Origin of the sequence: Candidatus Pelagibacter sp. Uisw_092 (assembly GCF_047729545.1) — a bacterium.
Classification (GTDB): domain Bacteria; phylum Pseudomonadota; class Alphaproteobacteria; order Pelagibacterales; family Pelagibacteraceae; genus Pelagibacter.
This window is the reverse complement of sequence record NZ_CP159824.1, coordinates 356,570-370,710: the sequence shown is the minus strand read 5'-3', so window position 1 is coordinate 370,710 and position 14,141 is coordinate 356,570. Positions and strand designations below refer to the sequence as shown.

Sequence of the window (14,141 nt, the reverse complement as noted above, 5' to 3'; positions counted from 1 at the left end):
TCTAACTTAAACTTTCGTATCCTTTGTTTTCAAGTTCTAATGCAAGTTCTGACCCACCCGATTTAACTATTTGTCCATTAATTAAAACATGCACAAAATCTGGTTTTATATATTCTAATAATCTTTGATAATGAGTAATGATTAAAAAAGAACTTTCTTTACTTCTTAATGCATTAACACCTTCTGAAACTATTTTTAAAGCATCGATATCAAGTCCGGAATCTGTTTCGTCTAGAATAGACAGCTTAGGATTTAATATAGACATTTGAAGTATTTCATTTTTTTTCTTTTCTCCACCAGAAAAACCTACATTTAATTGTCTGCTTAGTATTTTTTCATCGAATTTTAATTCGCCTGCTTTTTGTTTAACTAATTTTAAGAATTCAATGGCATCTAATTCTTTTTCACCTTTAGCTTTTTTAATTGCATTTAGAGATGTTTTTAAGAATATATTGGTGTTAACTCCTGGTATTTCAAGTGGATATTGGAATGCTAAAAATATTCCTTTATGAGCTCTTTCTTCAATCTCTAAATCTAAAAGATTTTCAGTAAAATACTTTACTTCGCCAGTTATTGTGTAACCTTTTTTCCCTGAAAGAACATTTGATAGAGTGCTTTTACCAGATCCATTCGGTCCCATAATTGCATGTACTTCCCCTGGCTTAATTTCTAAATTTAATCCTTTTAATATTTCTTTATTATCAATATTTGCTTTAAGATCTTTAATTGTTAACATTAACCAACACTCCCTTCTAAACTGATACCAACTAATTTTTGCGCTTCAACAGCAAATTCCATTGGAAGCTGCTGTAACACTTCTTTGCAAAAACCATTAACAATTAAACTAACAGCCTCTTCTTGATTTAAACCTCTTTGATTACAGTAAAATAATTGTTCTTCACTAATTTTTGATGTAGTTGCTTCATGCTCAATATTTGAGCTAGAATTTTTATTCTTTATATATGGAACTGTATGTGCTCCACACTTGTTACCCATCAAAAGAGAATCGCATTGAGTAAAATTCCTCGCATTATCAGCATTTCTAGCGATATCCACTAATCCTCTGTATGTATTATCAGCAAAACCAGCCGATATACCTTTAGAAATTATTTTGCTTTTTGTATTTTTTCCAAGATGAATCATCTTTGTACCAGTGTCTGCTTTCTGATGATTATTGGTGATAGCTATTGAATAAAATTCTCCAACAGAATTATCTCCTTTTAAAATACAACTTGGATACTTCCATGTGATTGCTGAACCTGTCTCGACTTGTGTCCATGAAATTTTTGAATTTTTCCCCTTACATAATCCTCTTTTAGTAACAAAATTATAAATACCTCCTACACCATCTTTATCTCCAGGGTACCAATTTTGAACCGTTGAATATTTAATTTCAGCATCATCTAGTGCAATTAATTCTACATTAGCAGCATGCAATTGATTTTCGTCTCTCATTGGTGCAGTACACCCTTCTAAATAACTTACATAACTTCCTTTATCAGCAATGATCAAAGTTCTTTCAAATTGACCTGTTTCTGTAGCATTAATTCTAAAATAAGTAGAAAGTTCCATCGGGCATCTTACACCTTCAGGAATATAAACGAATGACCCATCAGTAAAGACTGCTGAGTTAAGTGTTGCAAAGTAATGATCTGATAATGGAATTACAGAACCTAAGTATTTTTTTACTAATTCAGGGTGTTCTCGTATCGCTTCTGACATAGAGCAAAAAATAATTCCTTTTTTATTTAACTCACCTTTGAATGTTGTTGCAACAGAAACAGAATCAAACACAGCATCAACTGCAATTCCATTAAGTCTTGCTTGTTCTTGCAGGGGTATTCCAAGTTTATTATAAGTCTCTAGTAATTTTGGATCTAATTCGTCTAAACTTTTTGGCTTATCGTCCATACTTTTTGGTGCTGAATAATAATAAAGATCTTGATAATCTATTTTAGGATATTTAGGTTTTTGCCAATTTGGTTCTTTTAATTGTTTTAGTCTTTCAAATGCTTTAAGTCTCCAATCAAGCATCCATTGTGGTTCTTTTTTAATATTCGAGATAAACTTAATTACTTCTTCATTTAAACCTTTAGGAGCTCGAGTGTTTTCAATATCTGTTGAAAAACCATATTTATAGTCTTTTAATTTTTCTATTTCCTTTTCTCTTGCGTCCATTTTAATTTCTACTTTCTGAAGAATTGTTAATAAGATCTTTTAAGTTTTTTTGTTCAAAAAAATTATTGATATGAATCTCAAGTTCATCCCACAAATTATGAGTAATGCACTTTGTTGTCTTGCTGTTACATCCTTTTTTAGATTCTTTTTTACATTGAACAGTTTTAACTTCTTCATCTACAGCACTAAGTATATTTGCTAATTTAATTTCTTCTGGTTCTTTGTTTAAGATATAACCACCATTAGTTCCTCTAATGCTTTTCACAATATTGTATTTTTTTAATTTAGAAAAAATTTGTTCTAAAAAATCTAAGGAAATTCCTTGTCTTAACGATATATCTCTTAAAGATACTGGATTAACGCTATTAAACTTAGCGAGATCAGCTAATGCCATTACTGCATATCTACCTTTTGATGTTAATTTCATTTTACCCTTATTTAAGAAGGCTTTTTATACAATCTTGACTAAATTAGTCAAGTATACAATATGTAAAAAAGATAACATATTGTCGCTTAGTTGTGATATGTGTATTTTTTTTTTGAGAATAATAATCAATATCATTTATGGATAATAAAATAGTAGAAGTTTTTATACCTGGACCTGCCGGAAGAATGGAAGCTAAGTATTATAAAAGTGATAAGATTACTTCACCTATAGCTTTAGTATTACAACCACATCCTCAGTATGGTGGAACAATGAATAATAAAGTTGTAGTAGATACATTTCACACATTTATGGAAAATGAGTTTTCTGTTTGTAGAGTGAATTTTAGAGGTGTTGGTAAAAGCGATGGTGAATTTGATAACGGTCAAGGCGAACTTGCTGATGCAGCTGCAGCTCTAGATTGGTTAGAACGTGAAAATTTTGATAACTCACAATGTTGGGTTTCAGGATTTTCTTTTGGATCGCTAATAGCAATGCAATTATTAATGAGAAGACCAGAAATAAATAGATTTATTGCAATATCACCACAACCAAATGTATATGACTTTTCATTTTTATCTCCATGCCCTACTTCAGGTTTAATGATTTATGGTAAAAAAGATGAACTTGTTCCATTAGAACATATTAAAGATTTGGATAAAAGATTAAGTGCTCAGAAAGGTATCAAGGTTGATTTTCAAGCTATAAATGATGCCAATCATTTTTTTACTAAAACAGAAGACGTGTTGGTAAAAAGCTTAGATAAGTACATCAAAAAAGAATCCGCTTTATTTTAATCTTAATAGTTTTTAACCAAAACTCCACCCGAGCAAGGTTTTTGTACGTCAGTAGTACTAGGATATGAAATTTCCTTTTTGAGTACAGATCTAATAGCAAGATAGGCAAAAGCCTGAGACTCGATAAAATCTCCATCAATTTTATAATCATCAATTGTTTTTAAAGAGATATTTTTTGGCAGTCTTTTTTTTATACTTTCCATTAAAGATAGATTTTTTCTCCCACCACCACAAACTATTATTAATAACTTTTCATTTTCTTTAATTTTGATTAATTCTAAAATAGACTGATAAATTATTATTGCAGTAAAATCTACTAATGTTGATAAGCCATCTTCATATGAAAGACCTTTCACAAAACTTAGATCAAAGTCCTTTATATCAAATGAAAGTTTTTTTTGATTACTTATATTATCAAAATTATCAATCGCTTGATTTAAAATAACTTCACATGTTCTTCCAATGTTTGAAGCTTCTCCATTTTTATCATATTTCATTTTTGTGTGTCTTCTAACCCATTCATCTAAGAGACAATTACCTGGACCTACATCAAAACTTTTTAAGTCTTGATTATTTTTTGATACAACAAGACTAATATTTGCAATACCTCCTACATTTAAAACACAAGCAGGTTTCTCAATTTGATTCTGATTTACAAGTAAGTTGTGAAAGATTGGGGTTAATGGAGCTCCTTGTCCCCCATTAAGAATGTCATTTTCTCTAAATTTATAAACTACATCTTTTTTTAAAAGACTTGATAGTAAATTTCCGTCTCCAATTTGTCTCGATATTTTTTCCTGAGCATTATGAAAAATTGTCTGACCATGAAAACCGATTAAATCTATATCTATTCTAGTGTTCTTTATAATTTCTTTACTAATTTTGACGTGAAATAATGTAATTTTTCTCTCAAGCTCGCTAATTTGATAAGAATTAGTTGTTAGATCTTTTGTTGAATTTATTTTATCTCTTAGATTTAATAAGTCTAAATAGATTACCTCATCATACTCAAAATATTTATCAAATAAAGGTTCATAGTTATTTTCACCGTCAGATCTAATAAGTGATGCATCAACCCCATCCATAGATGTGCCACTCATTAACCCTAAAGAAGTATATAATTTTTCCATTCTTATTTTTTAAGTAAATATTGTATATTCTAGATAACATATTTATGAATAAATTTTTAAAAGAATTTAAAGATCGAGGTTTCTTTTACCAGTGTACTGGAGAAGAAAATCTGTCTCAACTACTAAATAAAGAAAAAATTAGAGCTTACATAGGTTTTGATTGCACGGCTGAAAGCCTTCATGTTGGCAGTTTGCTTCAAATTATGTGTCTTAGATTGTTACAAAAACATGGTCACCAACCAATAGTTTTATTGGGAGGTGGTACCACTAGAATAGGTGACCCCTCTGGAAAAGATAAAACTAGGACAATTTTATCTGAAGAAGAGATTGAAAAAAATATAAATAATATTGAAAAAATCTTAAAAAAATTTTTAGATGATAAAGACTCCAAAACAAAACCCATATTTGTTAATAACTATACTTGGCTTAAAAATTTAAATTATATTTCTTTTCTAAGAGATGTAGGAAAACATTTTACAATCAATAAAATGTTAAGTTTCGATAGTGTTAAAATTAGATTAGAAAGAGAACAGTCATTAAGTTATATGGAGTTTAACTATATGATTTTGCAAGCTTATGATTTTTTAGAATTGAATAAAAAAGAAAAATGCATGCTTCAAATTGGTGGTTCAGATCAATGGGGTAATATCGTTAATGGAGTTGATCTTATAAAAAGATATTCAAACAATCATGTTTATGGTTTAACGACACCTCTTATTACATTGGCTTCAGGTGCAAAAATGGGCAAAACTGTATCTGGAGCTGTTTGGCTAGATAAAAAATTTCTTTCAGCATATGATTACTGGCAATTTTGGAGAAATATTGATGATCGAGACGTATTAAAGTTCTTAAAAATTTTTACAGATATTAATATTGATGAAATTGAAAATATTAAAAATGATAATATTAATGAACTAAAAATTTTACTTGCTAATAAAGCTACATCTATGCTGCATGGTGAAAATGAAGCAAGAAAATGTCAAGAAACAGCAAAACAAACATTTTCTGGAAATTTATTGGGTGATAACTTGCCAACTATTCAAATTAACAAACAAATGTTAGATGATAATATAAATATTATAGATCTAATAATTTTATCTAAGTTAAAAGACTCCAAAAGTGAAATTCGAAGGTTAATAAAAGGAAATGGTATTAGAATAAATAGTCAGGTTATTTCTGATGAAAAGTTTTTAATTACTAATAAATTATTTAAAGACAGTTTAATTAAGCTTTCTCTTGGTAAAAAAAAACATATTAAAGTTGAATTAATTTAGTTCTTTTTAATTTTTTCCAATGTTCTCGTTATAAATCTAGGTGTTAAAGTTTTAATAGGATTTACAGTTGTGGATAAATTTTTTGGAAGACCTTTAATCTTAAAGCTTACACCAAAAACACCTTCACCCGTTTTTTCTCCTATCAGTATTTTACCCAGTAGTGGAATTGAAGCTATAGATCTATTTATGGTTGTTGCAGGAACCAATGTTCCTCTCAAACTGATTAATTTTTTTTTTTCAATGTAACCATCCATCAATATTGAAACAGCAGGACCAATGGCATACATTTCTTCAATGTTTATAAGACCTTTTTGAGTACTATAGCTCATTTCAAAATCAGTAAACCTAATTCCTTCTCCTGTTAAGAGGTCAGCAATACCCTGTAGAGAAGCTAAGCTTAAAAGTTTAGCAAAAGCGGGGACTTCTCTAACTTTAAAATTATCAATTACAAGTACTGAATTTGATACACCATTTTTTTTAACTGAATAAAAGTTTAAATATCCTTCTTCAAAACCTTTAATAAAATCATATCTTTTAATTAGTGCTTTTGGATACCCTGTAAAAAAATTTGTAATAGTTTCTTTTTCGCCATTTGTTTGAATAGATAAATTAATTTTTTTATCGTTTGGAAAAATAGATTTTAAATTTAATTCATTTATTTTATTTTCCTTATAAATCAAGTATCCTGATAATTTATTAACATAATCATCTTTATTTATATAAGTTTTATCTATTGTAATAAAAACTTTAGAATTTAAATTCTGAAAAATTGATTTATTATCTTTAGTATTTTCCATAATATTATCTATTAATTTTGTAGCATCAAAATTTTTTCCCTTAATATAAATATTTGATTTATCTTTTTTTAATTCAATTTTATTTAAAATATTTTTATCATTTTTATAATTAAGATTAATAAGGTCCACATTGATTATTTTAGTATTTTCATTAACAAGCAGATTTTTTATTAAAATTTGGTTTTTTCTTTCTTTTAAAGAAATGACTTGAAATAATAATTCTTTATTTTTTTTATAAACTCCTTTAATTGATATATCAGAATTAATTCCCTCTTTTTTTTCATATTCTAAAAATTTTATAATAAATGGATTATTTTTAATTCTAAATATCGTATCAAAAGATATTTTAGTACCATCACTCAAAATTCTATAAGATAAATTATCAAATTTATCTTCTAAATAAAAATTTCCCTTACCGCTGATATCTAATTTATCTTTATTAAATTTAATCTTAATTTTATGATTTTTAAGTATTATTTGATCTTCAAAATTAGGTAAATAAGGTTTTAAATTGAGGTTTTCTGTATTAATTTTTAAATGTTTTAAATCAATATTTGTTTCTAATTTTAGATCATTAAATTTTAATTTTCGGTCTACATTAAATGAAAAAACATTTACCGAACTAAAATTAATTTTTTCTGTATTAAGGATATCAAATAAATCTCCTATTATTGGTCTAAGTTTTTTAATATCAAAATTTTCATGATTATTGAATAACTCTCCATCAATAAAAAATAAATTTTTTTTTTCTTTAATTCTTATTAACGGTGATGTTATCTTTATATTATTAAGTTTTGTTTCTATCTCACTTAGCATGAATTGATTTTTAGTTATATCAAATGAAAGGTTTAGATCTTTAATTTCTGCTTGGTTAAGAATATTAAATTTTGCTTTTTTAACGACACCTTTTATTAAAAAATTGTTTTCTATTTTTCCATCTGTATCAAAAGAAATACTAATATTAGCTGAAATTAATCCATTCTTTGTTATGCTATCTAAGATAAAAAGTTCTGGTGAGTTTTCAAATGATCTTGCTAATAAAATTATATCTTTAAGCTTAATTTCTTTTGTGGAAATTTTTAAATCATCAATAGAAAATTGATCTATTATTAAAGATTTTAAAGATATATTAGTTTTAACCTCATCTATATCCAGTTTTTTGTCTTGTAATAAAATTTTAGGATTCTTAGTTGTGGCTTTAATTGTGAAATTAAAAGGATTTAACAAATAATTAACATCATTCAAAGAAAGTTGAACTTTATTATTAATATTTAAAACATTTTTTATAATTTTATCATTGAATCTTTCAGTTTTTATTCCATAAGTACTTAGGTAAATAATTGCTACTGTTAAAATTAATAACAATACTGACAGAATTTTAATTATTTTTTTAATCATCTAATTTTATAAAGTGAGCTTTCTAAAAAATCATCAATTTCACCATCTAATATTTTATCTGGGTTTGAGCTTTCAAAATTAGTTCTATTATCTTTTACCATCCTATATGGGTGAAGTACATAAGATCTAATTTGATGCCCCCATCCAATTTCTGATTTGGAAGACTCTATTGTTTGGCTTTCTTTTTCTCTTTTTTTATTTCAGAATTATAAAGTCTAGCTTTAAGCATATTCATGCATGTTTCTTTATTTTTATGCTGAGATCTTTCGTTTTGACATTGAACAACTATGTTGGAAGGTAAATGAGTAATTCTAACCGCGCTGTCTGTTGTATTAACATGTTGACCACCAGCTCCACTAGATCTGTAGGTATCAATTCTTAAATCTTTCTCTATAATTTCAATATCAATATTTTCATCAACTACAGGATAAACCCAAACACTAGCAAAACTTGTATGTCTTCTTGCGGCCAATCAAATGGGGAAATTCTTACTAACCTATGAATGCCAGATTCAGATTTTAACCATCCAAAAACATAATCACCTTTAATTTTTATTATTGATGACTTTATGCCAGCTTCATCACCCTTATGTTCACTTATTAACTCTGATTTAAAACCTTTAATTACAGACCATTTTAAATACATTCTTCTTAACATTTCAGCCCAGTCTTGGCTTTCAGTTCCTCCAGCACCTGCATGAATTTCTATGTACCCATCTAAACTATCAGTTTCATTTGATAAAAAACATTTTGTTTCATTTTTTTTTACAGATTTTTTTAGATCTTTAATGCTCTCTAAAATTTCTATAGTTATTGATTGATTTTTATCCTCTAGTGCCAATTCATTTAATTCATGTAAGTCTGTTAAAGACTTAACAGAATTATCATATGAGTTTATTAACTCCTCATATAGTTTTTTTTCTTTAATTATTTTTTGTGTATTTGATTTATCTTGCCAGAAATTATTTTCTAGCATCTTTTGATTGTTTTTCTCTAACTTTGAATGAATATCATTTTTTTCAAAGGTACTCCTTAACTCTTTGATTAATCTTTTTTATTTCAGATCTGTAACTTAAATATTCATTTTCCATTAATAGAACCTTAATATATTATCATTTTTTAATCTATTATTAATATCTTTGTTTAATGCGTTATCAATTGCAGTATCTTTATAAGCTTCAATTATAGTAGACTTACTCTCTATCAATGCTTTCTCACCTGTTACAGGATCTATAACTCTCATTAAAATACCATCAGCAACCTTAAATGGTCTTGCGTCTTCTTTCTTGACAGCATTTTTTACAAAACTTTTAAAGATTGGTAACGCTGTTTTTGCACCTGTTTCATATCTTCCTAAGGATCTTGGGTTATCTGAGCCAACATATACTCCTATTGCAAGCTTCGAAGTAAATCCTATAAACCAAGTATCCGTATTACCATTTGTGGTACCTGTTTTTCCTGCTAAATCCAAATTAAGATCTTTTAATTTTTTCCCTGTTCCATTTTGAATAGCCCCTTCTAATATTGAAGTCATTTGATAGGCTGTTTCAGCAGAAAATATTTGGGGAAATTTATCATCTATTTTTGGATAATTTTTATCTAAATAAGATAATTGATCACAATTTATACATTTTCTTTTTTCATTGTTAAATATTGTATTTCCTTCACTGTCTTGAATTCGATCAATCATAATTGGCTTTATAAGTTTTCCTCCGTTAACAAATGAAGAATAAGCTGATGTTAACTTTAGCAATGTTGTTTCAGCAGATCCTAAGGAAATTGACAAAAGTTCACTTGGATTATCATAAATGCCCAATTGTTTAGAAAAATTAACTATTTTTTTTAAGCCAAGGTCTTGTGCGATTCTAACAGTCATCAGATTTCTAGATTTTTCTAGCCCCATTCTCAATGTTGATGGTCCATAAAATTTTTTTCCATAATTTTCTGGTTTCCACATTTTTAAATCCGATCCTTGTTCCAAAACTAGTGGAGCATCCAAGATCAAAGTAGATGGAGTGTAACCGTTTTCAAGAGCAAGTGCATAAATAAAAGGTTTAAATGCTGAACCAGGTTGTCTCAATGCTTGTGTAGCTCTATTAAATTCACTTTTTTTAAAACTAAAGCCACCACTTAATGCTAAAACTCTTCCTGTAAAAGGGTCCATTACAACTATACCTCCATTTACTAATGGTAATTGTCTTAAAGTAAATATATTACCCTTTATATTTTCTACATAAATCACATCTCCAACCATTAATATTTCATTAAATTCTTTTTTGATCCAAGAAATATTTTCATATTTAATAGTTCCTTTTAATCTATTTTCTGTTTCAATTTCTACAGAAAATTTATCAATTTTTTTTACTATGGCTAAATTCCAATTAACTGATCTTTCTAGTTTCAATTTATCTATTTCATCTTTCCAATTATTTGATTTTTTTCCTCTTAATAATGGTCCACGCCATCCTTTTCTTTTATCATAACTAATCAGACCTTCTCTTAAAGATTTTATGGCAATTTTTTGTAAACTTAAATCTATTGGTGTACTTATGTTTAGCCCTTGTTTATAAACTTTTTCAAAGCCTAGTTGATTAACAACGTCCTTTCTAATGTCCTCAACATAATAACTTGTGTCCTCTGTAAAAGTTTTTTTTCTTTTTTTTAATATAATCTTATTATTAATAAATTCTTCATATTGCATTTTATTAATATAGTTATTTTCATATAAATTTGTTAAAACTAGATCTCTCCTAAATTTAGCTAGGACAATATCTTTATAAGGATTGTATCTGCTTGGTGCCTTTGGTAATGCTGCTAATAACGCAGCTTCATCATAACTTAGTTCACTAATTGGCTTATCAAAATATTCTAAACTTGCTGATGCAACTCCATAAGCACCTCCACCAAGATAAATTTGATTTAAATATAGTTCTAATATTCTTTCCTTTGAAAGAACTCTTTCAATTCTAAAAGCCAAGATTGCTTCTTTGATCTTTCTATTTAAACTTATCTCATTAGTTAATAAAAAATTTTTTGCTACTTGTTGTGTTATAGTGGAGGCACCTTCCAATCTTCTTGATGACGTAATATTTGAAATATTATTTACAACCGCTCTTAATACTCCCTTTGCATCTACACCAGGATGTGAATAAAAATTTTTATCTTCAGCAGATAAAAAAGAATTAATTACTTTTTTTGATATTGAGTTATAAGGTACAAAAATTCTTTTTTCTGTTGAAAAATCATTTACTAATTCACCCTCGCCAGAATATACTTTACTAGAAACGGGAGGTTTATAGTTTTTAAGGAATTTATAATCTGGCAAATTATTAGAAAAAGCCCATAAAACAGCTAATATAGAAAATCCACTTAATAGACCAAAGCTTAAAATTAGTATAAATATATTTTTAATAATTCGATGCATTTTAGTTTAATATACACGTGAATTTGTTAAAGTTAAGGCATCAAAATTTATACAGAATTTAAAATTATTTAAATAAAATGAAACAACTAATAAAAAATATATGGAAAAAAATTTGTACATTGATGCTTCGCATCCTAATGAAACTAGAGTTGTGCTTAAATCAGGTGATAATATTGAAGACTACGAGTACGAAGGTTTAAAAAATAACCTAATCAAGAATAATATATATCTAGGAAAAGTAAGCCGTGTAGAACCATCTCTGCAAGCTGCATTTATTGATTTTGGAAGAGATAGACATGGTTTTTTATCTTTTAATGATATTCAATCAGATTACTATCAAATACCACAAAGTGATTTAGCTAAAATAAAAGAAGAAGAAGAGAAAGAAAGAGAAGAGCTTTTAAAAGAAAGTGAGAAAGAAGAACAGAAAAATATCAACGAAGGCAACTTAGATATCAATGATCCTGTAGAAATTAAAGCTGAATTGGAAATGGAATTAATCTCATCTGAAGAACTAACAGTAACAGATGAACCAGTCTTAAGTGAAAATACTGATCAAGAGACAATAATTCCTGAAATAAAAAAACCAGTTCCAAAATTCAGATCTAAAAGATATAAAATACAAGAAGTTATAAAACCTAATCAAGTAATTTTGATTCAAGTATTAAAAGACGAAAGAGGACAAAAAGGAGCTGCTTTAAGTACATTTATTTCTATTGCTGGAAAATATATTGTTTTAATGCCTAATACTCCAAAGGGTGGAGGAATATCAAGAAAAATTTTTAACCCTGGTGAAAGAAAAAAAATTAGAACAATTTTAAACGATATAAATATACCAAAAGAAATGGGGCTCATCGTTAGAACTGCAGGATCAAATAAAACAAAAAATGATATAGACCATGATCTGCAAACTTTAATAAAAACTTGGAATGGAATTAAAGAAACTGCTCTAAACTCAATAGCACCATCTTTAATCCATCAAGAAAGTGATATTATAAAAAGAACTTTAAGAGATATGTATGATGATGATACAAGTAGCATAGTCATTGAGGGTAATGATGGTTATAAAAAAGCCCAGGGTTTCATGAAATTGATGATGCCATCTCATGTTAAAAAAATAAAGAAATATAGAGAAAAAGTCCCCTTATTTTTTAAGGAAAATATAGAAGAGAAATTAAATCAAATTTATGAATCTGAAATCAAATTAAAATCTGGTGGATATTTAGTAATTAATCCAACAGAAGCGTTAGTTTCAATTGATATAAACTCAGGAAGCTCAATAAAACAGAAGAATGTTGAGAGTACTGCTTTAGATACCAATCTTGAAGCTGCAGAAGAGATATCTAGACAAATTAAGATCAGAGATTTATCTGGTTTAATAATAATTGACTTCATTGATATGCTGAGCTTTGGGAATAGAAGGTTGGTTGAAAGAAAACTTAAAGAAAAGTGTAGAACTGATAGGGCAAGAATTCAAATAGGAAGAATTAGCACTTTTGGGTTATTGGAGATGTCAAGACAAAGGCTGCGCGAAAGTGCTGTAAAATGGAAGGTTAGTCTTACAGATGAGTTTTTTGCCATGAAAATTCTTAAATTAGTTGAGGTTAAAGCTGTTTTAACAAAAGCAAAGTTTGTGGAATTAAAGATTTGTGAAAAAATATCAGATTTCATAAAGATAAATTTCATTGAAGACCTGAAATATTTTGAAGAAAAAAACTTAATCAAAATAGATATCATTGCAGATAACACTCTTATTATTCCTGAATATATAATTGATCTTCAAAATAAAACTAAAAAAATAATAGAAACTGTAGAACATATTGAAAAACTAAAAAATCTAGAAGAACAAAAAAAAGAATTTAAATCTACTGGAAGTACAAATAAAAAGATGCCTTATAAGAAAAAACCTTTTTTCAAAAAAAAATTTTTTAAAAAACCAGCTGCTTAAATAATTCCTGTTGTTGGTGAGGATGCACCTCCATATATGGATTTTGCTATACGGCCAGCTATAAAAGATTGTCTTCCAGCAATAACTGCATTTTTAAATGCTAGCGCCATTTGAAATGGCTTCTTAGCCTTAGCAATTGCTGTGTTAGCCAAAACCCCATCACAACCCAACTCCATAGCAATAGCTGCATCTGAGGCTTGGCCTAATCCAGCATCAATTATCAAAGGGAGTTTTGTCTGATCTCTTATAATTTTAATATTTGTAGCATTTTGAATTCCAAGTCCAGATCCGATAGGTGCTGCCAAGGGCATGATTGCACAAGCACCAACATTTTCTAATCTTTTTGCCATCAGTGGATCGTCACTACAGTATACCATCACTTTAAATCCTTCCTTAGTTAAAACCTCTGTAGATTTTAAAGTTTCAATCATATCAGGAAATAAATTTTTTTTATCTCCTAATACTTCAAGTTTTACTAATTTCCATCCACCAATTTCTCTAGCTAATCTTAATGTTCTAAGGGCCTCCTCAGAATTAAAACATCCAGCTGTATTTGGAAGATAAGTAATTTTTTTTGGATCTATGTAATCCATTAATAGTGGTTTTTTTTTATCTGAGATATTAACACGTCTAACCGCTACTGTTACTATTTCTGCACCAGATAATTTTATAGCCTGTGCACATTCTGTCATACTTCTATATTTTCCAGTACCAACTATTAATCTAGAATTAAATTTTTTTTTAGCTACTATTAACTTGTCTTGTTTCACTT

10 protein-coding genes and 1 pseudogene are annotated in these 14,141 nt (G+C 27.9%); 3 read left to right on the top strand and 8 right to left on the bottom strand.

The window, feature by feature from the left end:
- Position 1: 1 nt before the first annotated feature.
- From sufC to ABXT63_RS01915, 3 genes are read right to left on the bottom strand one after another with little or no spacing between them, the layout of a single operon-like run.
- Complete coding sequence (gene sufC / locus ABXT63_RS01925) at positions 2 to 736, bottom strand: Fe-S cluster assembly ATPase SufC (protein WP_415321357.1); 735 nt, start codon at positions 734 to 736, stop codon at positions 2 to 4.
- Positions 736 to 2,178 (bottom strand): Fe-S cluster assembly protein SufB, encoded by a 1,443-nt coding sequence (gene sufB, locus ABXT63_RS01920; protein WP_415321356.1) that lies wholly within the window; start codon positions 2,176 to 2,178, stop codon positions 736 to 738. Before sufB ends, sufC begins: the two co-directional genes overlap by 1 nt.
- Before the next feature lies 1 nt (position 2,179).
- Complete coding sequence (locus ABXT63_RS01915; protein WP_415278659.1) at positions 2,180 to 2,605, bottom strand: RrF2 family transcriptional regulator; 426 nt, start codon at positions 2,603 to 2,605, stop codon at positions 2,180 to 2,182.
- Positions 2,606 to 2,754: 149 nt separating this feature from the next.
- Here ABXT63_RS01915 and ABXT63_RS01910 point away from each other — a divergent pair, with 149 nt between their 5' ends.
- Positions 2,755 to 3,399, top strand: coding sequence for an alpha/beta hydrolase (locus tag ABXT63_RS01910; protein ID WP_415321931.1), 645 nt, complete (start codon positions 2,755 to 2,757; stop codon positions 3,397 to 3,399).
- A gap of 2 nt (positions 3,400 to 3,401) precedes the next feature.
- Here ABXT63_RS01910 and ABXT63_RS01905 read toward each other — a convergent pair whose 3' ends face one another.
- A complete protein-coding gene (locus ABXT63_RS01905; protein WP_415321354.1) occupies positions 3,402 to 4,529 on the bottom strand; it encodes an anhydro-N-acetylmuramic acid kinase in 1,128 nt (375 codons plus the stop codon).
- 44 nt (positions 4,530 to 4,573) lie between these two features.
- On the opposite strand from ABXT63_RS01905, the gene tyrS reads away from it, so the two are divergent.
- Positions 4,574 to 5,803, top strand: a complete 1,230-nt coding sequence (gene tyrS / locus ABXT63_RS01900; protein WP_415321352.1) for a tyrosine--tRNA ligase — start codon at positions 4,574 to 4,576, stop codon at positions 5,801 to 5,803.
- Here tyrS and ABXT63_RS01895 read toward each other — a convergent pair.
- The 3 genes and pseudogenes from ABXT63_RS01895 to ABXT63_RS01885 form a co-directional block, all read right to left on the bottom strand.
- Positions 5,800 to 7,998: a hypothetical protein gene (locus ABXT63_RS01895; RefSeq protein ID WP_415321351.1), complete on the bottom strand. Its 2,199-nt coding sequence runs from the start codon at positions 7,996 to 7,998 to the stop codon at positions 5,800 to 5,802. The two genes, tyrS and ABXT63_RS01895, sit on opposite strands and share 4 nt — an antisense overlap.
- Positions 7,995 to 9,042 (bottom strand): annotated as a pseudogene (prfB, locus tag ABXT63_RS01890) (peptide chain release factor 2). The gene ABXT63_RS01895 and the pseudogene prfB overlap by 4 nt, the downstream one beginning before the upstream one ends.
- A gap of 45 nt (positions 9,043 to 9,087) precedes the next feature.
- Positions 9,088 to 11,421 carry a penicillin-binding protein 1A gene (locus tag ABXT63_RS01885; RefSeq protein ID WP_415321350.1) on the bottom strand — a complete coding sequence of 778 codons (2,334 nt, stop codon included), beginning with the start codon at positions 11,419 to 11,421 and terminating at the stop codon, positions 9,088 to 9,090.
- A gap of 100 nt (positions 11,422 to 11,521) precedes the next feature.
- Here ABXT63_RS01885 and ABXT63_RS01880 point away from each other — a divergent pair, with 100 nt between their 5' ends.
- Entirely contained in the window at positions 11,522 to 13,369 is a 1,848-nt protein-coding gene (locus ABXT63_RS01880) for an Rne/Rng family ribonuclease (protein ID WP_415321348.1), read from the top strand.
- On the opposite strand, the gene ABXT63_RS01875 is transcribed toward ABXT63_RS01880, so the two are convergent.
- Entirely contained in the window at positions 13,366 to 14,139 is a 774-nt protein-coding gene (locus ABXT63_RS01875) for a thiazole synthase (protein ID WP_415321346.1), read from the bottom strand. The genes ABXT63_RS01880 and ABXT63_RS01875 overlap by 4 nt on opposite strands.
- Positions 14,140 to 14,141 lie beyond the last annotated feature (2 nt).

Bases quoted from the DNA above. Each gene is read 5' to 3' on its own strand.
- sufC (WP_415321357.1), bottom strand. From the start codon at position 736: ATGTTAACAATTAAAGATCTTAAAGCAAATATTGATAATAAAGAAATA.
- sufB (WP_415321356.1), bottom strand. From the start codon at position 2,178: ATGGACGCAAGAGAAAAGGAAATAGAAAAATTAAAAGACTATAAATAT.
- ABXT63_RS01915 (WP_415278659.1), bottom strand. From the start codon at position 2,605: ATGAAATTAACATCAAAAGGTAGATATGCAGTAATGGCATTAGCTGAT.
- ABXT63_RS01905 (WP_415321354.1), bottom strand. From the start codon at position 4,529: ATGGAAAAATTATATACTTCTTTAGGGTTAATGAGTGGCACATCTATG.
- tyrS (WP_415321352.1), top strand. From the start codon at position 4,574: ATGAATAAATTTTTAAAAGAATTTAAAGATCGAGGTTTCTTTTACCAG.
- ABXT63_RS01895 (WP_415321351.1), bottom strand. From the start codon at position 7,998: ATGATTAAAAAAATAATTAAAATTCTGTCAGTATTGTTATTAATTTTA.
- ABXT63_RS01885 (WP_415321350.1), bottom strand. From the start codon at position 11,421: ATGCATCGAATTATTAAAAATATATTTATACTAATTTTAAGCTTTGGT.
- ABXT63_RS01880 (WP_415321348.1), top strand. From the start codon at position 11,522: ATGGAAAAAAATTTGTACATTGATGCTTCGCATCCTAATGAAACTAGA.